This window comes from Streptomyces sp. CA-135486, assembly GCF_050936555.1.
In the GTDB taxonomy this organism is placed as follows: Bacteria; Actinomycetota; Actinomycetes; order Streptomycetales; family Streptomycetaceae; genus Streptomyces.
Genome location: NZ_JBNJMM010000001.1, coordinates 2124377 through 2146874, shown reverse-complemented (window position 1 = coordinate 2146874; position 22498 = coordinate 2124377). Strand labels below are relative to the sequence as shown.

The following is a 22498-nucleotide window of genomic DNA, read 5'->3' as shown; positions in this document are numbered from 1 at the left end:
CCGGGCCCCATGGGCGAGCAGAGAACCGTGAAGTTCCCGCAAGAGGTCATCGACGAATACGCCGCGCTCGGGGTCGATCTGCCCGCGCTCTTCTCAGCCGGGACGCTGGGCGACCGCATGGGCGTGGAGATCACCGAGGCGTCGGCGGAACGCGTCGTCGGCACGATGCCGGTCGCGGGCAACACCCAGCCGTACGGACTGCTGCACGGCGGCGCGTCCGCCGTGCTCGCCGAGACGCTCGGCTCGGTCGGCTCGATGATGCACGGCGGGAGCACCAAGGTCGCCGTCGGCGTGGACCTCAACTGCACGCACCACCGTGGCGTCCGCTCCGGCCTGGTCACCGGGGTGGCGACCCCGGTGCATCGCGGCCGCTCCACGGCGACGTACGAGATCGTGATCACCGACGAGCAGGACAAGCGGGTCTGCACCGCCCGGCTGACCTGTCTGCTGCGGGATGCGAACCCGGGCGGCACGGCGGGCTGACCTGCACAGCGCGGGGGGTGCCGCCGGACCGCACGTCCAGCGGCACCAAGCGCACCATTGCCCTCTCCCGTCACCCCCGCTAGCGTCGCGGCATGGGGTCCCGACCGCCACGCCGAGCAAGGCACTTCGCGGTGTTCGCTGTCGCGCTGCTGGCCGTCCTCACCGGCTGCCGGGGCCCTGCCACCGACTCCGCCGCACCGGCCCCGCGGGCCACCCCACCGAAGGAACTGTGCGAACGTCTCATCTCCCACTGGGCGCGGGTCGTGCTCGACGGCGGGAAGCAGGCCAACCTCGACTACCAGGCCATGGGTCTGTCCGGCGGACAGAACCAGATCCTGCTGGACGTGGTGGCCGCCGCCCGCGCCGAGCAGAAGCGTCTGGGGACGGACGCCGCACGGAAGTTGATCGACAGTCAGGCCACACTCCGGTGCACTGAGCGCTACCGCAGCGGGACTCCGACCGGAGGCCCCTGGCAATGAGCGGAGTGGGCCCGGTCGAGCCGGGCGAAGGCACCTACGCACCGGACGACGCCCCCGCTCCCCGCGCGGCACGGCCCCGGCAGCGCCGGCTCACCGACTTCGCCGCGCGTCATCGCCCCGCGGCCATCGCCGCCACCTCGACCGCCCTCCTCGCCGCCGGCACGTCGTACCTCTATGTGACCCGGCCGAAGCCGCCTCCGCCGCCCCCGACGCCATGGCCGGCGCAGGCGGTCGCCCTGGCCTACCAGGCACCCGCCCGGCCGGTCGCCGGACACGACTCGTTCGATTTCACCGTCACGGTCACCACCACCTCCGGGCCACCGGTCACGATCGAGCGGATCACCCAGACCTCGGCCGGCCTGCGGGTTTCCACCAGGCCGGCGGCACCGTTCACCGTGAGTTCCGAAAGACCACGCAAAGTACTCGTCCAGGTCCACGTGTCGGATTGCCAAAAAGTGGCACGGAATGCCGGTCTCCCTTTCCTCGACGTAACACTGCGTAATGCGCGGGCAATGCAAGTACAGAGTTACATTCTGGGCGATCGGTATGCCCGAGACCTGGCCAGAGCGGTTGGCACTGCGTGCCCCGAAGATCAAATGACAGGACTCAAACCACCGGACGGTCCTGCACGTTCTCAGCATGCGGACAAGACGAACCGGCCGGAATTCCCCCGTTCCACCCGCACAAATCCGCTATGCAGTACGCCGCGGCATAACAAGAGCGTCACATCCTTGCCCAGACCACTCCACCTCCCCCAATACCGCGCTTAGAGTCACGCCCAGTCACCGCGCCGCCGGATTACCTTCAGTTCGGTTCCAGCGCTCGACTCGGTACGTCCCATGGGGGGCGGCCGTGCCAGGTGAAAGGACTGATCGTGCGTCAACGTTCGCTCATAGCCATGACGGCTGCGCTCACCGCGGGAGCCCTTGCGCTCACCGCCTGTGGCTCTCGCGACGACAGCAAAAGTGGGGCCGAGGGCGGCGGTACCACGGTCGTCATCGGCATCGACGCCCCACTGACCGGTGAGCTCTCCGCTCTGGGTCTCGGCATCAAGAACTCCGTCGACCTCGCGGCCAAGCAGGCCAACGCGAAGAAGTACGTCGACGGCATCACCTTCAAGGTCGAGGCCTTCGACGACCAGGCCCAGCCGTCCTCCGGACAGCAGAACGCCACCAAGTTCGTCGCCAACAAGGACGTCCTCGGTGTCGTCGGCCCGCTGAACTCCTCCGTGGCCGAGTCCATGCAGAAGGTGTTCGACGACGCCAAGCTGGCCCAGGTCTCGCCCGCCAACACCAACCCGGCCCTGACCCAGGGACCGAAGTGGAACAGCGGCGAGAAGGCCCGCCCGTACAAGTCGTACTTCCGCACCGCGACCACGGACGCCATCCAGGGCCCGTTCGCCGCGCAGTACCTCTTCAACGACGCCAAGAAGAAGAACGTCTTCATCATCGATGACAAGAAGACGTACGGCGCCGGTCTCGCCGCCACCTTCAAGGCGGAGTTCGAGAAGCTCGGCGGCAAGGTCGCCGGCACCGAGCACGTGAACCCTGACACCAAGGACTTCGCGGCCGTCGTCACCCAGATCAAGAGCTCCAAGGCCGACGTCGTCTACTACGGCGGCGAGTACCCGGTCGCGGGCCCGCTCAGCAAGCAGATCAAGAAGTCCGGTGCCGCGATCCCGCTCGTCGGCGGCGACGGCATCTACAGCGCCGACTTCATCAAGCTCTCCGGCAAGGAGGGCGTGGGCGACCTCGCCACCTCCGTCGGTGCGCCGGTCGAGACGCTCCCCTCGGCCAAGGACTTCGTGGCCAACTACAAGGCCGGCGGCTACAAGGAGGCCTACGAGGCCTACGGCGGCTACTCCTACGACTCCGCCTGGTCGATCATCGAGGCCGTGAAGAAGGTCGTCGAGGGCAACGACGGCAAGCTTCCCTCGGACGCCCGCGCCAAGGTCGTCGAGGCCCTGCAGGGTGTCTCCTTCGACGGTGTGACCGGCAAGGTCGCCTTCGACGAGTTCGGCGACGCCACCAACAAGCAGCTCACGGTCTACAAGTACGAGGGCGCTGCCTGGAAGGCCGTCAAGTCCGGCACGTTCGCCGGCTGATCCTCACTCCGTAACACCTCACCTGCCGCGCGGGGCGCCGCAAAACCGGCGCCCCGCGCGGTGTCACATCCGTCGAAAGACTCGGAGGACCTGCGGTGCACGAACTGCCGCAACAGCTGGTCAACGGCCTGCTACTGGGATCCATGTACGGGCTCGTCGCCATCGGCTACACGATGGTTTATGGCATTGTCCAGCTCATCAACTTCGCCCATGGCGAGATCTTTATGACCGGAGGGTTCGGGGCCCTCACGGTCTGGCTCATCCTTCCCACCGGCACCACCATGTGGCTTGCCCTGCCACTCATGCTCATCGGCGCGATCATCGTCGCCACCACCATCGCGGTCGGGGCGGAACGCTTCGCCTACCGACCGCTGCGCACCGCGCCCCGCCTCGCACCGCTCATCACCGCCATCGGCCTCTCGCTGGCCCTCCAGCAGGCTGTGTGGGCCTGGTACCCCGAGGCGAAGTCCTCCCGCACCTTCCCCGAAATCCCCGGTGGCCCCTTCCACCTCGGCAGCATCACCATCCAGACCGGTGACATCTTCCTGCTGATCGCCGCTCCCATATGCATGGCGATCCTCGCGTTCTTCGTCATGAAGACCCGCACCGGACGCGGTATGCAGGCCACCGCCCAGGATCCGGACACGGCCAAGCTCATGGGCATCAACACCGACCGCATCATCGTGGTCGCGTTCGCCCTCGGCGCCGCGTTCGCGGCCGTCGGAGCCGTCGCGTACGGCCTCAAGTACGGCGAAGTGAACTTCCGCATGGGCTTCATCCTCGGCCTCAAGGCGTTCACCGCAGCCGTCCTCGGCGGTATCGGCAACATCTACGGCGCCATGCTGGGCGGTCTCGCCCTGGGCATCGCCGAAACCATGGCCACGGCCTACATCAACGACATCCCCGGCATGCAGCAGCTCGGCGGCCAGTCCTGGGCCGACGTCTGGGCCTTCGTACTTCTCATCGTCGTGCTCCTCGTCAGGCCACAGGGCCTCCTCGGCGAGCGCGTCGCGGACAGGGCGTGACACCGATGACGACACAGACCACCACCGCGGAAACCCCGCGGACCCCGGCCGACACCGCACAGTCGGGCCTCATTGCCCTCCCGCCGCACATCGCGCGAGCGGTCGCAACCGGCGGCGGCGCCCTCACCGTCATCTCCGCGTTCCTCGCCTGGACCTGGACGGCCGCCTTCCCGGGCGACCTCACCGTCTACGGCTACCCCGGCGGACTCCAGTGGCTCGTCCTCATCGCGGGCGCCCTGACCACCCTGTTCGGACTCTCCTCGTACGGCGTCAAGGGGCTGAAGTGGCTCACCCCCGCCGGTGCCGACCCGGCGATCAGGCTCTCCGCCTACGCCGCCTACGCAACCACCTGGTTCACGCTGATCGCGATCAGCAAGGAGCTCGGCGGCCTCGCCAACCTGGAGCCCGGCGGCTTCTTCGCGGGCATTGTCAGCCTCGTCGCCCTCATCGGCGCACGGTCGCTGCCCTTCGAGCGCCCCGCGCTCGACCCGGCGGACCCCGATGACAACTGGTGGGACCGGTTCAATCACAACCGGCGCAACCGCATGGCCGTAGCCAAGGCCGCCTACGTCACCGGCACCGCGGCACCCGCCCGCAAGCTGCCCTCCTACGTCGAGATCCTGATCATCGTCGCGGCACTCAGCTTCGGCCTGGTCGTCTTCACGTACGGCATCGGCACCGAGTACGACGAGCTCTTCATCGGCTTCCTCATCACCGCCGGTTTCGGGTTCGGCGCGCTCTTCAAGTCCGGCCTGGTCGGACGGGTGTCCGCGATCACCGCCAAGCACCGCAATGTGACGATGGCCGGCGCGTTCGCTGCCGCCGCGGCCTTCCCCTTCACCCAGGCCGACGACCAGTACGCGACCATCGGGGTCTACATCCTGATCTTCGCCACCGTCGCCCTCGGTCTGAACATCGTCGTCGGCCTCGCCGGACTCCTCGACCTCGGTTACGTCGCCTTCCTCGGCGTCGGCGCGTACGCCGCGGCCATGGTCTCCGGATCGCCGTCCTCGCCGTTCGACGTCCACTTCCCCTTCTGGGGAGCGGTCCTCGTCGGCGCCACCGCGTCCATGGTCTTCGGCGTCCTCATCGGCGCCCCGACCCTGCGACTGCGCGGCGACTACCTCGCGATCGTGACGCTCGGCTTCGGTGAGATCTTCCGGATCACCGTCAACAACCTCGACGGCACCTCCGGCCCCGACATCACCAACGGGTCCAACGGCATCTCGTCGATCCCGAACCTGCAGATGTTCGGCTTCGACTTCGGACTCGAGCACAGCCTCTTCGGCGTCACCATCGGCCGGTTCGCGAACTACTTCTTCCTGATGCTGCTGATCACCCTGATCGTCGTGGTGGTCTTCCGCCGCAGCGGAGACTCCCGCATCGGCCGCGCCTGGATCGCGATCCGCGAGGACGAGACCGCGGCGCTCGCCATGGGCATCAACGGCTTCCGGGTCAAGCTCATCGCGTTCGCCCTCGGTGCGACCCTCGCCGGCCTGGCCGGTACGGTCCAGGCCCACGTCACCTACACCGTGACGCCGGAGCAGTACCAGTTCGCCCACGTCGTCCCGCCGAACTCGGCCTTCCTGCTGGCCGCGGTCGTCCTCGGCGGCATGGGCACCATCAGCGGACCCCTCGTCGGCGCCGCGCTGCTCTACCTGATCCCGGCCAAGCTGCAGTTCCTCGGCAACTACCAGCTCTTCGCCTTCGGCCTCGCGCTCGTACTCCTGATGCGTCTCCGGCCCGAGGGACTCATCCCCAACCGGCGCCGCCAGCTCGAGTTCCACGAATCCGCGGAAGCGCCCGCAGTCCTCAGCAAGACAGGGGCCTGATCCATGACCACCGACACCACAACGAAGGACACCGCCCCGGCCACGGCGCCCGGCGAGACGGTCCTCGACGCCCGCGGCGTCACCATGCGGTTCGGCGGCCTCACCGCCGTACGCTCGGTCGACCTCACCGTCAACAGCGGCGAGATCGTCGGCCTCATCGGCCCCAACGGCGCAGGGAAGACCACCTTCTTCAACTGCCTCACCGGTCTCTACATCCCCACCGAGGGCGAGGTCCGCTACAAGGGCACCGTCCTCCCCGCCAAGTCCTTCAAGGTCACGGCAGCGGGCGTCGCGCGCACCTTCCAGAACATCCGCCTCTTCGGCAACATGACCGTCCTGGAGAACGTGCTCGTCGGCCGCCACACCCGCACCAAGGAAGGCCTCTGGTCCGCCCTCCTGCGCGGCCCCGGCTTCCACAAGGCCGAAGCCAAGTCCCGGGCACGAGCCATGGAACTCCTCGAGTTCATCGGCCTCGCCGGCAAGGCCGAACACCTCGCCCGCAACCTCCCCTACGGCGAGCAGCGCAAGCTCGAGATCGCGCGCGCCCTGGCGAGCGACCCGGGTCTGCTCCTCCTGGACGAGCCGACGGCCGGCATGAACCCGCAGGAGACCCGGGCCACCGAGGAACTCGTCTTCGCCATCCGGGACATGGGCATCGCCGTCCTCGTCATCGAGCACGACATGCGCTTCATCTTCAACTTGTGCGACCGCGTCGCCGTGCTCGTCCAGGGCGAAAAGCTCGTCGAGGGCGACAGCGAGACCGTCCAGGGAGACGAGCGAGTCATCGCCGCCTACCTCGGCGAACCCTTCGAAGGCGCCCCCGGCGACGAAGAAGTCGCGGAAGTGGAAGCGGCAGAAACCGGCGCAGCGGAGTCCACCGGACCCGCCGAGTCCGCCAGCAAGGAGAACGACTGATGACCGCACTTCTCGAAGTCGAGGACCTGCGCGTCGCCTACGGCAAGATCGAGGCCGTCAAGGGCATCTCGTTCAGCGTCGAAGCCGGCGAGGTCGTCACCCTGATTGGCACCAACGGCGCCGGCAAGACCACCACGCTGCGCACCCTCTCGGGCCTTCTCAAGCCCGTCGGCGGCCAGATCAAGTTCAACGGCAAATCGCTCAAGAAGGTACCGGCCCACCAGATCGTCTCGCTCGGACTCGCCCACTCCCCCGAGGGGCGGCACATCTTCCCGCGCATGACGATCGAGGACAACCTGCGCCTCGGCGCCTTCCTCCGCAGCGACAAGGCCGGAATCGAGAAGGACATCCAGCGCGCCTACGACCTCTTCCCCATCCTGGGTGAGCGGCGCAAGCAGGCCGCGGGCACGCTCTCCGGCGGCGAGCAGCAGATGCTCGCCATGGGGCGCGCGCTGATGTCGCAGCCCAAGCTGCTCATGCTCGACGAGCCCTCCATGGGTCTCTCCCCGATCATGATGCAGAAGATCATGGCGACGATCGTCGAGCTCAAGGCCCAGGGCACCACCATTCTGCTCGTCGAGCAGAACGCCCAGGCCGCGCTGTCGCTCGCGGACCAGGGCCATGTCATGGAGATCGGCAACATCGTGCTCTCGGGCACGGGCCAGGACCTGCTCCACGACGACTCGGTCCGCAAGGCATACCTCGGCGAGGACTGAGCCGTACGCATACGGAGAGGCCCGCACCCCGAGCTCGGGGTGCGGGCCTCTCCGTATGTACCGCGCAATGCCCTATGTACCGCGCAATGCCCTACTCGCCCTTCGCGGCCTTCTTCTCCTCGGCGTCCTCGATGACCGCCTCGGCCACCTGCTGCATCGACAGCCGCCGGTCCATCGACGTCTTCTGGATCCAGCGGAACGCGTTCGGCTCGGTGAGCCCGTACTGCGTCTGCAGAATGCTCTTCGCCCGGTCCACCAGCTTGCGCGTCTCCAGCCGCTGCGAGAGGTCCGCGACCTCCTGCTCCAGCGCCTTGAGCTCAGTGAAGCGGGAGACGGCCATCTCGATGGCGGGCACCACATCGCTCTTGCTGAACGGCTTCACCAGATACGCCATGGCTCCGGCGTCCCGCGCCCGCTCGACGAGATCGCGCTGCGAGAACGCGGTCAGCATCAGAACGGGGGCGATGGACTCCTCGGCGATCTTCTCGGCCGCGGAGATCCCGTCCAGGACGGGCATCTTCACATCGAGGATGACCAGATCGGGCCGGTGCTCCCGGGCCAGCTCGACGGCCCGCTGGCCGTCTCCGGCCTCGCCGACGACCGCGTACCCCTCTTCCTCCAGCATCTCTTTGAGGTCGAGCCTGATGAGGGCCTCGTCCTCGGCGATGACGACGCGGGTCGTCAGCGGAGGGACGTGCGACTTGTCGTCATCGGCGGTGGGCTGGGGCGACTCGGGGGCGGTCACGCGGGCTCCTCATTTCAAGGCAGGGTGCTCCCCATGAGCCTACCCAGCAGCAGCGGCGCGCGGTGACCCGGTACACTTCCCGGCAGCTCCCTGACTTGCCCGGTTGGAGGAACTGGTCAGACTCGCGGCACTCAAAATGCCGTGCCCTTGGGCATGTGGGTTCGAATCCCACACCGGGCACCTCGAAAGCGGATGTTCACCTTCTCGTGAACATCCGCTTTCTGCTACGTGCAGCCACTTGACGTAACGCAGAGTGTTGGGATGACCTTCCATGGAACTGAAGTGCGCCAGAAGGCGCTGACGCTACTGAGGGACGGCACGAAGAATGCCGAGGTGGCCCGTCGGCTGAATGTTCCGGCTGGCACCATCGGCTACTGGCTGCATGTGGACCGCGTCAAACGCGGCGAGTGCCCCGGAGCGCACCAGTCCGTCTGCCCTCGATGTGACGGAATGCTGAATACCCGGGCGTACGCCTATCTCCTTGGCCTGTACCTCGGCGATGGGCACATCATCCAGAACCGGGCCATGCGCTCGCCCAGTCTCTCGGTCTTCTGCGCCGATTCGTGGCCCGGCCTCATAGACGAGTGCGAACAGGCCATGCTCTCGGTGTTCCCCAAGAACTCCGTGTGCAGGGTTCGCCGCAAGGGATGTCGCGAAGTGAAGATGTACTCCAAGCACCTCTGGTGCCTCTTCCCACAGCACGGCCCGGGCAAGAAGCACGAGCGGAGGATCGCGCTCGAACCGTGGCAGCAGGAGATCGTGGATGCGCACCCCTGGGAGTTCATCCGCGGGCTGATCCACTCCGACGGCTCCCGGATCACCAACTGGACCGAGAAGATCATCGGCGGCCGAAGGAAGCGCTACGAATACACCCGATACTTCTTCTCGAACGTCTCCGCCGACATCCTCAGCCTCTTCACTGACACTCTCGACAGAGTCGGCGTCGAATGGAAGTCGGCCAACCAGAGCCGAGCCGTCCAGAACATCTCGATCGCCCGGAATGCCTCCGTCGCCCTCATGGACCTGCACGTCGGGCCGAAGTACTAACACCCCGGCCCGAGCGGCACACCCCGACGCCTACTTGGGGCTGTCGTCCTCGCCGATGTGATGCACCCGCACCAGGTTCGTGGAGCCGGGCACTCCGGGCGGTGAGCCGGCCGTGATCACCACGATGTCACCCTTCTCGCAGCGGCCGATCTTCAGCAGCTCCTCGTCGACCTGGGCGACCATCGCGTCCGTGGATCCGACGTGCGGACCGAGGAAGGTCTCCACTCCCCAGGTGAGGTTGAGCTGGGAGCGGGTGGCCGGGTCGGGGGTGAAGGCCAGCAGCGGGATCGGCGAGCGGTAGCGGGACAGGCGCCTGACGGTGTCGCCGGACTGGGTGAAGGCGACCAGGAACTTCGCGCCCAGGAAGTCACCCGTCTCCGCCGCCGCACGGGCCACGGCGCCGCCCTGGGTACGGGGCTTGTTGCGCTCGGTCAGTGGCGGCAGGCCCTTGGCGAGCACGTCCTCCTCGGCCGCCTCGACGATGCGGCTCATCGTCCGCACCGTCTCCATGGGGTACTTTCCGACGCTCGTCTCGCCCGAGAGCATTACGGCGTCGGTGCCGTCGATCACGGCGTTGGCGACGTCGGATGCCTCGGCGCGCGTGGGGCGGGAGTTCTCGATCATCGAGTCGAGCATCTGGGTCGCGACGATCACCGGCTTGGCGTTGCGCTTGGCGAGTTTGATCGCGCGCTTCTGGACGATCGGTACCTGCTCGAGGGGCATCTCGACGCCGAGGTCGCCGCGGGCGACCATGATCCCGTCGAAGGCGGCCACGATGTCCTCGATGTTCTCGACGGCCTGCGGCTTCTCGATCTTGGCGATGACCGGGAGGCGGCGGTTCTCCTCGGTCATGATCCGGTGGACGTCCTCGATGTCGCGTCCGCTGCGTACGAAGGAGAGCGCGATGATGTCCGCGCCGATGCGCAGCGCCCAGCGGAGGTCTTCGATGTCTTTCTCCGAGAGTGCCGGTACGGAGACGGCGACGCCGGGGAGGTTGAGGCCCTTGTGGTCGGAGACCATGCCGCCTTCGATGACGACGGTGTGGACCCGGGGGCCGTCGACCGCGGTCACTTCGAGGGCGACCTTGCCGTCGTCGACGAGGATGCGCTCACCGGGAGTGACGTCTTCGGCGAGGCCGGGGTAGGTGGTGCCGCAGATTTCGCGGTCGCCTTCGACCGGCTCGACGGTGATGGTGAATTCATCGCCGCGTTCAAGGAGTACGGGTCCTTCTTGGAAGCGTCCCAGACGAATCTTCGGACCTTGAAGGTCGGCGAGGATGCCGACGCTGCGACCCGTTTCGTCCGAGGCTTTGCGTACGCGCTGATAGCGCTCCTCGTGCTCGGCGTAGGTGCCGTGGCTGAGGTTGAGGCGGGCGACGTCCATTCCGGCTTCGACCAGTGCCTTGATCTGGTCGTATGTGTCGGTGGCGGGCCCCAGAGTACAGACGATCTTTGCTCGGCGCATACTTTGAGCCTAGGCCTTACCGGCCAGTAGAGAATTGGTCCCGCATGACTACTCAACAACCTTTGCGTGAAGGGTTATTGACAAGTGTTGAATTGTGCGAGGGGTTGCTCCGATGAGCGTATCGGCGTTTCGGAGTTGTCTCCCTAGAGCTTCGGCGGCGTCATCGTAAAGCGGGCGTTGACCTGCGCGTACACGGTCTGTCGTTGCGGCTCCAGGTCAAGGGCGGGGGCCATTTCGGCGGACTCGTCGGATCCGTATGCGGCCATCCGCATGCCGCCGGGGGCGGGCGGCATTCCGTATGCAACGGCGTTCTCGGCGCCGAGATCGGCCAGCTCCACCAGTGCGGCCAGTCGCGCACCCAGCGCCTCGGCGTATTCGCGGGCCCGCTGGACCGCTTCCTTCACCGCCTGGCGGCGGGCCTCGCCATGGGCGGGTGAGTCCGGGCGCAGCGCCCACCAGGGGCCGTCCACCCGGGTGAGTTCGAGGTCGGCGAGTCGGGTGGTGAGCTCGCCGAGCGCGGTGAAGTCGCTGAGCTCGGCGGTGATGTGGACGCGTCCGTAGTAGGCGCGGACGCGTTCGCCGCGGCCGTGCCGGGTGAGTTCGGGGGTGATGGAGAAGGCGCCGGTCTCCAGCTTTTCCACCGATTCGCCGTACGACTTGATCAGTTCCAGGACGGTGGAGTTGCGCCGGGTGAGGTCCTCCAGCGCGCTGCGCCGGTCCGTGCCGCGTGCGCTGACGGTGACACCGATCCTGGCGATCTCCGGGTCGAACTCGAGGCGTGCCTCGCCGCGCACGGCGACCCGCGGCGTCTCGGGGGTGCCGTACGGCGCGGCGGTGGCGGGTGCGTCGGTGGTCACGGGAGGCTCCCTCGTACGTCTGCGGCAGTCGTCGTGCACCCACTCTCGCATCCGCCTGCGACAACTGGCAGTCACCAGATAGAAACCGGCGAGGGGTGTTGCCGGGCGGCGCTCCTGGGTCAGAATCTACGCGCGTTGTGCACCGAAACGAGGGAGACGAAATGCCGCTGAACCGAAGGACGTTCCTGGAGCGGTCGGCCGCCGCCGGGGCCGGAGTGGCCATCGCGGGCGCCACCGCCCTGCCCGCCGAGGCCGCGGGGACCATCCCCGGCCAGGGACGTCCGCCGAAGCGGTACTCCTTCACCGTCATGGGCACCACCGATCTGCACGGCAATGTCTTCAACTGGGACTACTTCACGGACAAGGAGTTCGACGACAAGGCGCACAACGACGTGGGCCTGGCGAAGATCTCCACGCTGGTGGAGAAGATCCGGGCGCAGAAGGGCCGGCGCAACACGCTGCTCATCGACGCGGGTGACACCATCCAGGGCACCCAGCTCTCGTACTACTACGCCAAGGTCGACCCGATCACGGCCGCGCGCGGTCCGGTGCACCCCATGGCCCAGGCCATGAACGCCATCGGATACGACGCGGCGGCGCTCGGCAACCACGAGTTCAACTACGGCATCCCGGTGCTGCGCAAGTTCCAGCAGCAGTGCCGCTTCCCGCTGCTCGGCGCGAACGCGCTGGACGCCAGGACGCTCCGCCCGGCCTTCCCGCCGTACAGCATTCACCGGCTGTGCACCCGGCACGGTCGTGACGTCAAGGTCGCGGTCCTGGGTCTGACCAACCCCGGCATCGCGATCTGGGACAAGGCCAATGTCCAGGGCAGGATGGTCTTCCCGGGCCTGGAGGAGCAGGCCGCGAAGTGGGTGCCGAAGCTGCGCTCCATGGGCGCGGACGTCGTGATCGTCTCGGCCCACTCGGGTTCCAGCGGCACTTCCTCGTACGGCGACCAACTTCCGTACGTCGAGAACGCCGCCGCGCTGGTCGCCGAGCAGGTGCCGGGCATCGACGCGATACTCGTCGGCCACGCGCACACCGAGATCGCCGAGTACTTCGTCGCCAACAGGCAGACCGGCCAGAAGGTCGTGCTCTCCGAGCCGCTCAAGTGGGGCCAGCGGCTGACCCTGTTCGACTTCGGCCTGGTCTGGGAGAAGGGCCGCTGGACGGTGGAGACGGTCGGCGCGCAGGTCCTCAACTCCAACACGGCCGAGGAGGACCCGAAGATCACCAAGCTGCTCGGCGACGAGCACCAGAAGGTCGTGGCCTACGTCAACCAGGTCATCGGCACTTCCACCGCCTCGATGACCACGGCCGATGCGCCGTGGAAGGACGAGCCGATCATCGATCTGATCAACCAGGTCCAGGCGGAGACGGTGAAGGCGGCGCTGGCCGGCGGCCCGTACGCGGCGCTGCCCGTTCTCTCGCAGGCCTCCTGTTTCTCGCGCACTGCGGCGATCCCGGCGGGGCAGGTGACCATCAGGGACGCGGCCGGTCTCTATGTCTTCGAGAACACCCTGGAGGCGCGGCTGCTGACCGGCGCGCAGATCAAGGACTATCTGGAGTTCTCGGCGCGGTACTACGTGCAGACGCCGGCCGGCGGCCCCGTCGACACCGCCAGGCTGACCAACGCCGACAACACCCCGGACTACAACTACGACGCGATCTCGGGTCTGACGTACGAGATCGACATCGCCAAGCCGGCCGGTTCCCGGATCGCCGGTCTGTCCTTCGACGGCAGGCCGGTCGACCCGGCGGCGCAGTTCGTGCTGGCCGTCAACAACTACCGGGCCGCCGGTGGCGGGAACTTCCCGCATGTCGCCAAGTCCCAGCAGCTGTGGGCCAATTCGGAGGAGATCCGGAACACGATCATCAACTGGGTGAAGGCGAAGGGCACGGTCGACCCGGCGCAGTTCGCGACGGTGGGCTGGAAGCTGACCCGGGACGGTACGCCGGTCTTCTGATCGGGGCTGTCAGGTCTGTTCCACCAGCGGCAGCAGGCCCGCCGGCATCTGTGCCGGGCGGGCCTGTTCGCGGTCCAGGCCGAAGCTGGTGAAGGCGGTGCGGCGCGGCAGCGGATAGGGCTCCTTGCCGGTCAGGGAGTTGAGGATGCCGGCGCTGCGCCACGCCGCGAGCCCGAGGTCGGGCGCGCCCACACCGTGTGTATGGTGCTCCGCGTTCTGTACGTACACCGAGCCGCGCACCGATTCGTCCAGCCGCAGCCGGAACTGGTCGTCGATGAGCGGCCGCCCGGCCGAGTCCCAGCGCATGTAGCGGTCGAGGCCGACGAGCATCCGGTCCACCGGACGCTCGCGGTAGCCGGTGGCCAGCACCACGGCGTCGGTGGTGAGCCGGGAGCGGCTGCCCTGCCGGGTGTGCTCCAGGTGGAGCTCGATCTTGGTGGTGCCGACCCGGCCCGCGGTGCGGACGGTGACGCCGGGAGTGAGGACGGCGTCGGGCCAGCCGCCGTGCAGGGTGCGGCGGTAGAGCTCGTCGTGGATCGCCGCGATGGTGTCGGCGTCGATGCCCTTGTGGAGCTGCCACTGGCGCGGGACGAGATCGTCGCGCGTCTGCTCCGGCAGGGAGTGGAAGTAGCGCATGTAGTCGGGGGTGAAGTGCTCCAGGCCGAGCTTGGAGTACTCCATCGGCGCGAACGCCTCCGTACGGCCCAGCCAGTGGATCTTCTCGCTCCCCGCGGGGCGGGCCCGCAGCAGGTCGAGGAAGACCTCCGCGCCCGACTGCCCGGAGCCGATGATCGTGATGCGCTCGGCGGCCAGCAGCCGGTCGCGGTGGTGGAGATAGTCGCAGGAGTGGATGACCGGGACGGTGACGGCGTCGGCGAGCGGTTTGAGCGGCTCGGGGATGTACGGCTCGGTGCCGACGCCGAGCGCGATGTTCCGGGTGTATGCGCGGCCCAGGGCCTCGACCTCGCCCTCGGCGTCGAGCTGGGTGAAGTCGACCTCGAACAGGGCGCGTTCGGGGTTCCAGCGGACGGCGTCGACCTGGTGGCCGAAGTACAGACCGGGCAGCTTGTCGCTGACCCAGCGGCAGTAGGCGTCGTACTCGGCTCGCTGGATGTGGAACTTCTCGGCGAAGTAGAAGGGGAAGAGCCGCTCCTGGGAGCGCAGATAGTTGAGGAAGGTCCAGGGGCTGGCCGGGTCGGCGAGGGTCACCAGGTCCGCGAGGAAGGGGACCTGGATGGTCGCGCCGTCGATCAGCAGGCCGGGATGCCAGGCGAAGGAGGGCCGCTGCTCGTAGAAGGCGGTGGCGAGTCCGCCCGGGACGCCGTGCGCGAGCGCGGCGAGGGAGAGGTTGAACGGCCCGATGCCGACGCCCACGAGGTCATGGGGCTGGGAGTCCCCCCACGCCCCCAGGGCGTAGGGGGTGGGTTCGGTTGCAGGCGTTCCGGTCATCGGGGGGTGCTGCCTTCCACGAGTTCGATCAGGGATTCCAGGTCGCCCAGGGTGGCGTGCGGGTTGAGAAGGGTTGCCTTGAGCCAGAGACGGCCGTCGGCGCGGGCCCGGCCGAGGACGGCGCGGCCCTCGGCGAGGAGGGTGCGGCGGATGGCGGCGGTCTGCTCGTCGGTGGCCGCGGCGGGGCGGAACAGGACGGTGGGGAGGGTGGGCCGCTCGTACAGCTCCAGGCGGGGGTGCTGCTCGATCAGGTTGGCGAACCGGTGGGCGGCGGCGCAGCTGCGGTCGACGAGCGCGGCGAGACCGGTGCGGCCCAGGGCCCGGAGGGTGACGGCGATCTTGAGGATGTCGGGGCGGCGGGTCGTCCGCAGGGAGCGGCCCAGCAGGTCCGGCAGGCCGGCCTTGGTGTCGTCGGCGGCGTTGAGGTAGTCGGCGCTGACGGCGAGGGGCGCGAGGCGGGCCCGGTCGGGTACGGCGAGCAGGCCCGCCGCGACCGGTTGCCAGCCCAGTTTGTGCAGATCGAGGGTGACGGTGTGGGCGCGCTCCAGGCCGGCGAGCTTGCCGCGGTGTTCCTGGCTGAACACGAGGGGTCCGCCGTAGGCGGCATCCACATGGAGCTCGGCGCCGTGACGGTCGCACAGGTCGGCGATCTCGGGGAGCGGATCGATTTGCCCCAGGTCGGTGGTGCCGGCGGTGGCGGCGACGAGGAGCGGGCCGTGCGCCTGCGTGAGGGCCGCGTCGAGCGCGGCGGGGTCGAGAACGCCGGAGGGGCTGGGTACGGTCACCGGCTCGGGCAGGCCGAGCAGCCAGGCCGCGCGGTGTACGGAGTGGTGGGCGGCGGCCCCGCAGATCACCTGGACCGCGCCGTGATGTTCGCGGGCGAGCAGCAGACCGAGCTGGTTGGACTCGGTGCCGCCGGTGGTGACCAGGGCGTCGGGGTCGGGCCCGTGCGGATAGACCTCGGCGGCGAGCGCGCGGCAGACCGTGGCCTCCAGCTCGGAGGCGGCCGGGGCCTGGTCCCAGGAGTCCAGCGACGGATTGAGCGCGCAGGCGGCGAGGTCGGCGGCGACGGCGAGCGCGAGGGGCGGGGTGTGCAGGTGGGCGGCGCACAGCGGGTCGGCGGGGTCGGCGGCGCCGCGCGCGACGGTGTGGACGAGGGTGCGCAGGGCGGGCTCGGCGCCGGTGCCGAGGTCGGGGAGCACGGGTTCGGCGGCCTCGCGTACGCGCGCGGCGACGGCGTCGGGGCCGCCTTTGGGGAACGGCCCGCCGCGCGCCGCCGCGCCTTCGGCCAGGGCGTCGAGCACGACGGCGAGCAGCGGCCGCAGGGCGTCGGGGCCTGTGGTCCCTCCGGCGAGGGGCGGGCCGGGCGGCGTACTCATGCGGGTCCTTCGGGTGAGCGCGGGGTGTCGCGTACCTCAACGATCGGAACCCGAAGGTGGTATTGGCTGGGGCCCGCCCCCAGACCCCCGAAAGCGGCCGTCGGCCGCTTGTCCTCGTGTGAGGCGCGGGGGCCCGGGGACGGAGCCCCCGAGTGGTTACCCCGCGCGCACCCTCAATGCGCGGCGGAGGTCGTCGAGCTGGTCCACCAGCTTGCGGCGCAGTGCCGGGATCATCTCGGCGTCGCGCAGACACTCCTCGCCCTGGCTCAGCGTCTGCGCGTCCACCGCGTGCAGCGGGAAGGCGTACCGGCCCGCGGCCTCGGCGATGGCCGGGCCCCGGCGGGCGGCGACCGCCACCGAGTCCGGGTAGTAGCGGGGCACGTACTCCCGTACCAGATCGGCCTGCTCGGGCTGCCAGAATCCCTGCGCAGTGGCCGTGAACAGGTAGTTGGACAGGGAGTCGGTGGTGAACAGCCGCTGCCAGGCGGCCGCCTTCGCCTCCGCGGTCGGCAGCGCCGCACGGCAACGGGCGGCGCCCTCCTGGCCGGTGGCGCTGGGGTCGCGGTCCAGTTCCGCGGCGATCGCCGCGTCGTCGGTCGCGCCGAGAACGGCGAGGCGGTAGAGGATGCGCCAGCGCAGCTCGGGGTCGAGCTCCGGCCCGCCGGGCACGCTGTCGTCGCCGAACCATTCCTGGAGCGTCTCGGGCTGTGCGGCGGAGTCGATGAAGTGGCGTACGGCGGTGAGGCGCAGGCCGGGGCTGCTCCCGTCCTCGGTGCGACGCAGCAGATCGCGGCAGATGCCCCTGAGTACGCCGAGGGCGGCGGGCCGCTCGTCGGCGGGGAGGTAGCGGTCGGCGAGCTGGATCGCGGCGAAGGCGAGGACGCCCTGGACGACGGCGAGGTCCGACTCGCGCGGGAGGTGGGCGCGGGCGGCCTCCAGATAGGCGGCGGGGGCGAGTTCGCCGTCACGGACCATGTCGCGGGCGGCGTTCCACACGACGGTGCGGGTCAGCGGGTCCGGGATGCCGGAGAGGGACCGTACGGCCGTGTCCCAGGAGGTGGCGTCGAGGCGGACCTTGGCGTAGCTGGCGTCGCCGTCGTTGAGGACGACGAGGGCGGGACGGCGGCCCGCGTGGACGCCGTCGTTCCCGTTCTGCGGGATGTCCATGTCGACGCGGGTGCGCAGCACAAGCCGCTCGGGGTCCACCGGGTCGATGTCGTACGCGCCCACCGCGATGCGGTGCGGGCGGCTGCCGTCCTGGGCGATCCGGAGCGACCAGCTGCCGCCGGACTCGGCGACCGTGGGGGTGAGGGTGTCCACGCCGGTCGTACGCAGCCAGGACTCGGCCCATGCGTGCACATCGCGGTCCGTGGCCTGCGCCAGGGAGTCGATGAAGTCGGCGAGCGTCGCATTGCCGAACTTGTGCCGTGCGAAATGGGTGTTGATGCCGGCGAGGAAGTCCTTCTCGCCGAGCCAGACGACGAGCTGCCGCAGCGCGGACGCGCCCTTGGCGTACGAGATGCCGTCGAAGTTGAGCATCGCGGACGCGGTGTCCGGGACGGCTTCCGGGTCGGGCGCGACGGGGTGGGTGGAGGGCCGCTGGTCGGCGTCGTAGCCCCAGGACTTGCGGCCGATGCCGAAGTCGACCCAGGTGTCGGTGAAGCGGGTGGCCTCGGTGAGGGTCTGGTATCCCATGTACTCGGCGAAGGACTCGTTGAGCCAGATGTCGTCCCACCACGTGAGCGTGACGAGGTCGCCGAACCACATGTGGGCCATCTCGTGGGCGATGACCATGGCGCGGGTCTGCCGCTCGGTGTCGGTGACGGCGGAGCGGTAGACGAACTCGTCACGGAAGGTGACCAGGCCCGGGTTCTCCATGGCCCCGGCGTTGAACTCGGGTACGAAGGCCTGATCGTACGAGTCGAAGGGGTACGGCTCTTCGAACTTCTCGTGGTACCGGTCGTAGCACTGGCGCGTGATCTCGAGGATCTCGTCGGCGTCGGCGTCCAGGTGGGGGGCGAGCGAGCGGCGGCAGTGAATGCCGAAGGGCAGCCCGGCGTGCTCGGTGCGCACGGAGTGCCAGGGTCCTGCGGCGACGGCGACGAAGTAGGTGGCGAGCGGCGGGGTCGGCGCGCAGGTCCACCTGCCGTGGCCGTCGTGCGTGGCGACACCGTTGCCGAGGACGGTCCAGCCGTCGGGCGCGGTGACCGAAAGCTCGAACACGGCCTTGAGATCGGGCTGGTCGAAGGCGGCGAAGACGCGCTGGACGTCCTCCATGAACAGCTGGGTGTAGACGTATGTCTCGCCGTCGGTGGGGTCGGTGAAGCGGTGCATGCCCTCGCCGGTACGGGAGTAGCGCATGTCCGCCTCGATGCGCAGCTCGTGCTCCCCCGCACTCAGTCCGGTGAGCGCGAGCCGGTTCTCGACGAGCGACTCGGGGTCGAGGGGCTGTCCGTCGAGGGTGACGGAGCGCAGTGCGTCCGGCTTGAGCTCGACGAAGGTGTCCCCGTCCACGCGAGCCGTGAAGTGAAGGACGGTGCGTGAGTCGAAGGTCTGCTCCCCGGTGGTGAGATCAAGGTCGATCGTGTACCGGTGGACGTCGAGGAGCTGGGCTCGGGTCTGCGCTTCGTCGCGCGTCAGTACGGACATGAGGGCCATGCTGCCTGATGGGACCTGTCCCGCACACGGGGTATCGGTTGCGCTGTCAGCGCACGGGACTCAAGCGTCGGGTGAGACCTGCGGGTTGGCCGCGATCGTCTCGTGGTGCCGGATCACCTCGGCGATGATGAAGTTCAGCAGCTTCTCGGCGAACGCCGGGTCCAGTTTCGCGCTCTCCGCGAGCTGCCTCAGCCGCTCGATCTGGCGGGACTCCCGCTCCGGGTCGGCCGGTGGCAGGTGGTGCTGCGCCTTGAGGTGGCCGACCTGCTGGGTGCACTTGAAGCGTTCGGCCAGCATATGGACGACTGCCGCGTCGATGTTGTCGATGCTCTCGCGCAGTCGGCTCAGCTCGGCGCGCACGTTCTCGTCGATGTCCCTCGTGGTCATGGTCAGCGAGCTTACGTCGGTCCGGTGGCGATCGTCGGAGGGTGTTCGGGATCCGGGATCCGGTCGCTCCAGCCGCCGGGGACCGTACGGCCCTGCTGCTCGCGAAAGCGGATGGGGGCGGAGCCGACGCGACGGGTGAAGAGCCGGGAGAAGTAGGCCGGGTCCTCGTAGCCGACGCGGCGGGCGACCGCGGCGACCGGGAGCTCGGTGGCCGCGAGGAGTTCCTTGGCGCGGCCGAGACGGATGGCGAGGAGGTAGTCCTTGGGGCTGCAGCCCGCGCCGCGGCGGACCGCGGTGCGCAGCTCGGCGGGGGTCATACCGTGGCGGGCCGCGTGTTCGGCGACGGAGAGCGGCCGACAGGCGTCCCGGGCGAGTGCGCTGAGCACCGGGTCGCCGTCGGCGTTGGTGTCGGCGCGGGCGCGGCGCAGGGCGACCAGGAGTTCATGGACGGCGGCGGCCGTCTCGACCTCCAGGAGCGGGTTGCCGCGGCGTGCGGCGCGGGCGATGCGGCCCACCGCGGCGCGGGCCCCGGCGGCGTCGGACAGCGGGACGACGGGACGCTCGGGCTCTATGTAGCCGAGTTCGGTGTATGTGGCGGTGGCGGGCCCGGCGAAGTCGACGAAGCTCTCGTCCCAGCCGCGGGCCGGATCGGGGCCGTAGTGGTGCGGTACGCCTGGGGTGAGCCAGATCAGTGCGGGCGCGGTGACGGCGGTGCGCCGCCCGTCGGTGCCGAGGAACCAGCCGCTGCCCGCGCTGATCACGACGGCGACATGGTGGTCGAGGGTGCGGGGCCCGACGGTGGGCAGGACGCCGTGCTGGAGGCCCACGCCGAGACAGACGAGGCCGAGCCGGTGATGGACCGGGCCGGGGGTGAAATAACGCATCCAGGTGTGATACATCCGCTTCCGCCCCTTCCTCGGGCGCCGAGTGCCTGCGCTCCTGCCTGTGCCTGTGCCGCGTGCCTGTGCCTGCGCCGCGTGCCCGCGCCGCGTGCCCGCGCTGCGTCCAAACAGCGCCGATCTTTGTCCATGGACCCGCTCGCCGCCAGGGGGCGATGGTTGGTCGCGGTAGGTGACCGAGTGAGGGGCGATACGTGACTGAGTTCACGGTGGGTGACCAGGATTTCCTTGCGAACGGGCGGCCCGTACGACTGTTGTCGGGAGCGCTGCACTACTTCCGGGTACACGAGGCGCAGTGGGACCACCGGCTGGCGATGCTGCGGGCCATGGGCCTCCACTGCGTCGAGACGTACGTCCCCTGGAACCTCCATGAGCCGCGGCCCGGCCGGAACGCCGACGACGACGCGCTCGGCCGCTTCCTCGACGCCGCGCACGCCGCAGGGCTGTGGGCGATCGTGCGGCCCGGTCCGTACATCTGCGCCGAGTGGGACAGGCGGGCTGCCCCACTGGCTGACCGGCCGCCTCGGACGGCGCGTACGCACGGAGGACGCCGAATACCTGGGGCATGTGGAGCGCTGGTTCACCCGGCTCCTGCCGCAGGTCGTCGAGCGGCAGATCACCCGCGGCGGCCCCGTGATCATGGTGCAGGTCGAGAACGAGTACGGCAGCTACGGCTGTGACCAGGGCTATCTCCGCCATCTCGTGGACCTGCTGCGCGGCTGCGGCGTGAGCGTCCCGCTGTTCACCTCCGACGGGCCCGAGGACCATATGCTCACCGGCGGCTCGGTCCCCGGATTGCTCGCGACGGCGAACTTCGGGTCGGGAGGCCGCGAGGCCTTCGCGACGCTGCGCCGCCATCGGCCCACCGGACCGCTGATGTGCATGGAGTTCTGGTGCGGCTGGTTCGACCACTGGGGCGGGGACCGTGCCGTACGGGATCCGGCGGACGCGGCGGCCACGCTGCGGGAGATCCTCGAAGCCGGCGCCTCCGTGAATGTGTACATGGCGCACGGCGGGACCAGCTTCGCGGGCTGGGCGGGGGCGAACCGCGCGGGCGAACTGCACAACGGGGAGTTGGAACCGACCGCGACCTCGTACGACTATGACGCGCCGATCGACGAGTACGGGCGGCCGACGGAGAAGTTCTGGCTGTTCCGGGACGTGCTCGCGCCGTACCGCGACGGCCCGCCGGCCGAGCTGCCGGCCACGCCCGCCGCGCTGGGCGCGCCGGTACGCGCAGAGCTCACCGAGTGGGCACGGCTCGACGACGTACTGGAGGCGCTCGGCGACGAGGAATCGGAAGGCCCCATAACGCCCACGTTCGAAGAGCTCGGCGTCGACCGCGGTCTGGTCCGCTACCACGTCCGCGTCCCCGGCCCGCGCCGCCCGTATCCGCTGAGCGTCCTGGGTCTGCGGGACCTGGCCGTCGTCTACGTCGACGGGGTACGCGCGGGCGTACTGAGCGGCGAGAACGCCGCCCTTGAGGAACCGGTGGCCGGGCCCGCCGAGGTGGAGCTCTGGGTCGAGTCGCTGGGACGCGTCAACTACGGCCCGAGGACGGGCGAGCCCAAGGGCATCACCGGCGGCGTGCTGCACGAGTGCCAGTTCCTGCACGGCATACGGGCCCGGGCACTGCGGCTGACCACCCTCGAGGAGGAGGGCGCGGTCGCGAAGGTCCCCTTCCGCACCGCCGAACGCGGTGCCGCGGGGCTCTACCGCGGCGTACTGGAGGTACGGGGCGCCGGCGACGCGAAGCTCGAACTGCCGGGCTGGCGACGGGGGTTCGTCTGGGTGAACGGCTTCTGCCTGGGGCGCTACTGGTCGGCGGGGCCGCAGCGGGGTCCGTATGTCCCGGGGCCGGTGCTGCGGGAGGGGGCGAATGAGGTGTGGGTGCTGGAGCTGGAGGGGGCGGGCGCGGGGGTCTGCCTGGGGTGACTTTCCAAGTCACCGAGGTCGTGGTTGCCGTGGGCCAGGGGGCGTTGGTGGCTGCTGTCCCATGGGTGGTTTCGCGGGCGAACCGCAGCGGGGTCCGGGCGGAGCCCCGAATTCAGCCTCGCCGGCGATTGAGGCGCCGGGGTCCCCCCGCGCCCGC

Annotated in this window: 18 protein-coding genes, 1 tRNA gene and 1 pseudogene; 11 read left to right on the top strand and 9 right to left on the bottom strand. The window is 69.3% G+C overall.

Going from position 1 to position 22498, the window contains the following annotated elements:
• Window positions 1-9: 9 nt before the first annotated feature.
• Window positions 10-483, top strand: coding sequence for a PaaI family thioesterase (locus tag ACQEVG_RS09735; RefSeq protein WP_432980020.1), 474 nt, complete (start codon window positions 10-12; stop codon window positions 481-483).
• A gap of 92 nt (window positions 484-575) precedes the next feature.
• A complete protein-coding gene (locus ACQEVG_RS09730; protein WP_432980017.1) occupies window positions 576-962 on the top strand; it encodes a hypothetical protein in 387 nt (128 codons plus the stop codon).
• Window positions 963-1203: 241 nt separating this feature from the next.
• Here ACQEVG_RS09730 and ACQEVG_RS09725 read toward each other — a convergent pair whose 3' ends face one another.
• A complete protein-coding gene (locus ACQEVG_RS09725) occupies window positions 1204-1356 on the bottom strand; it encodes a hypothetical protein (protein WP_432980014.1) in 153 nt (50 codons plus the stop codon).
• A gap of 480 nt (window positions 1357-1836) precedes the next feature.
• Here ACQEVG_RS09725 and ACQEVG_RS09720 point away from each other — a divergent pair, with 480 nt between their 5' ends.
• From ACQEVG_RS09720 to ACQEVG_RS09700, 5 genes are all read left to right on the top strand, one after another.
• The gene (locus ACQEVG_RS09720; RefSeq protein ID WP_432980011.1) at window positions 1837-3066 is read left to right on the top strand and encodes a branched-chain amino acid ABC transporter substrate-binding protein; all 1230 of its coding nucleotides are present in this window, start codon (window positions 1837-1839) and stop codon (window positions 3064-3066) included.
• Window positions 3067-3161: 95 nt separating this feature from the next.
• Window positions 3162-4091, top strand: coding sequence for a branched-chain amino acid ABC transporter permease (locus ACQEVG_RS09715; protein WP_355832226.1), 930 nt, complete (start codon window positions 3162-3164; stop codon window positions 4089-4091).
• A gap of 5 nt (window positions 4092-4096) precedes the next feature.
• Window positions 4097-5923, top strand: coding sequence for a branched-chain amino acid ABC transporter permease (locus tag ACQEVG_RS09710; protein WP_432980007.1), 1827 nt, complete (start codon window positions 4097-4099; stop codon window positions 5921-5923).
• A 3-nt stretch (window positions 5924-5926) separates the two neighbouring features.
• Window positions 5927-6838 (top strand): ABC transporter ATP-binding protein, encoded by a 912-nt coding sequence (locus ACQEVG_RS09705; RefSeq protein ID WP_432980004.1) that lies wholly within the window; start codon window positions 5927-5929, stop codon window positions 6836-6838.
• A complete protein-coding gene (locus tag ACQEVG_RS09700; protein WP_405808959.1) occupies window positions 6838-7554 on the top strand; it encodes an ABC transporter ATP-binding protein in 717 nt (238 codons plus the stop codon). The genes ACQEVG_RS09705 and ACQEVG_RS09700 overlap by 1 nt, the downstream gene beginning before the upstream one ends.
• Before the next feature lie 91 nt (window positions 7555-7645).
• Here the strand turns inward: ACQEVG_RS09700 and ACQEVG_RS09695 are convergent, their stop codons facing one another.
• The gene (locus ACQEVG_RS09695; RefSeq protein WP_432980001.1) at window positions 7646-8299 is read right to left on the bottom strand and encodes an ANTAR domain-containing response regulator; all 654 of its coding nucleotides are present in this window, start codon (window positions 8297-8299) and stop codon (window positions 7646-7648) included.
• 97 nt (window positions 8300-8396) lie between these two features.
• Here ACQEVG_RS09695 and ACQEVG_RS09690 point away from each other — a divergent pair.
• Window positions 8397-8479 (top strand) — tRNA-Leu (locus ACQEVG_RS09690).
• 81 nt (window positions 8480-8560) lie between these two features.
• Entirely contained in the window at window positions 8561-9346 is a 786-nt protein-coding gene (locus tag ACQEVG_RS09685; RefSeq protein ID WP_432979998.1) for a helix-turn-helix domain-containing protein, read from the top strand.
• 30 nt (window positions 9347-9376) lie between these two features.
• On the opposite strand, the gene pyk is transcribed toward ACQEVG_RS09685, so the two are convergent.
• Both pyk and ACQEVG_RS09675 read right to left on the bottom strand, forming a co-directional pair.
• Window positions 9377-10810 carry a pyruvate kinase gene (gene pyk, locus ACQEVG_RS09680; RefSeq protein ID WP_432979995.1) on the bottom strand — a complete coding sequence of 478 codons (1434 nt, stop codon included), beginning with the start codon at window positions 10808-10810 and terminating at the stop codon, window positions 9377-9379.
• A gap of 143 nt (window positions 10811-10953) precedes the next feature.
• The gene (locus ACQEVG_RS09675) at window positions 10954-11667 is read right to left on the bottom strand and encodes an SIMPL domain-containing protein (RefSeq protein WP_432979992.1); all 714 of its coding nucleotides are present in this window, start codon (window positions 11665-11667) and stop codon (window positions 10954-10956) included.
• 161 nt (window positions 11668-11828) lie between these two features.
• Here ACQEVG_RS09675 and ACQEVG_RS09670 point away from each other — a divergent pair, with 161 nt between their 5' ends.
• On the top strand, window positions 11829-13634 hold the full coding sequence (locus ACQEVG_RS09670) for a bifunctional metallophosphatase/5'-nucleotidase (protein ID WP_432979989.1): 1806 nt from the start codon (window positions 11829-11831) through the stop codon (window positions 13632-13634).
• Window positions 13635-13643: 9 nt separating this feature from the next.
• Here the strand turns inward: ACQEVG_RS09670 and ACQEVG_RS09665 are convergent, their stop codons facing one another.
• From ACQEVG_RS09665 to ACQEVG_RS09645, 5 genes are all read right to left on the bottom strand, one after another.
• A complete protein-coding gene (locus ACQEVG_RS09665) occupies window positions 13644-15083 on the bottom strand; it encodes a lysine N(6)-hydroxylase/L-ornithine N(5)-oxygenase family protein (protein ID WP_432979986.1) in 1440 nt (479 codons plus the stop codon).
• A complete protein-coding gene (locus ACQEVG_RS09660; protein ID WP_432979983.1) occupies window positions 15080-16462 on the bottom strand; it encodes a pyridoxal phosphate-dependent decarboxylase family protein in 1383 nt (460 codons plus the stop codon). Before ACQEVG_RS09660 ends, ACQEVG_RS09665 begins: the two co-directional genes overlap by 4 nt.
• 156 nt (window positions 16463-16618) lie before the next feature.
• Entirely contained in the window at window positions 16619-19111 is a 2493-nt protein-coding gene (gene pepN, locus ACQEVG_RS09655) for an aminopeptidase N (RefSeq protein WP_432979980.1), read from the bottom strand.
• A gap of 69 nt (window positions 19112-19180) precedes the next feature.
• Complete coding sequence (locus ACQEVG_RS09650) at window positions 19181-19507, bottom strand: chorismate mutase (RefSeq protein WP_432979977.1); 327 nt, start codon at window positions 19505-19507, stop codon at window positions 19181-19183.
• 11 nt (window positions 19508-19518) lie between these two features.
• Complete coding sequence (locus ACQEVG_RS09645; protein WP_432979974.1) at window positions 19519-20406, bottom strand: helix-turn-helix domain-containing protein; 888 nt, start codon at window positions 20404-20406, stop codon at window positions 19519-19521.
• Between the two features lie 194 nt (window positions 20407-20600).
• On the opposite strand from ACQEVG_RS09645, the pseudogene ACQEVG_RS09640 reads away from it, so the two are divergent.
• A pseudogene (locus ACQEVG_RS09640) lies at window positions 20601-22341 on the top strand (glycoside hydrolase family 35 protein).
• Window positions 22342-22498 lie beyond the last annotated feature (157 nt).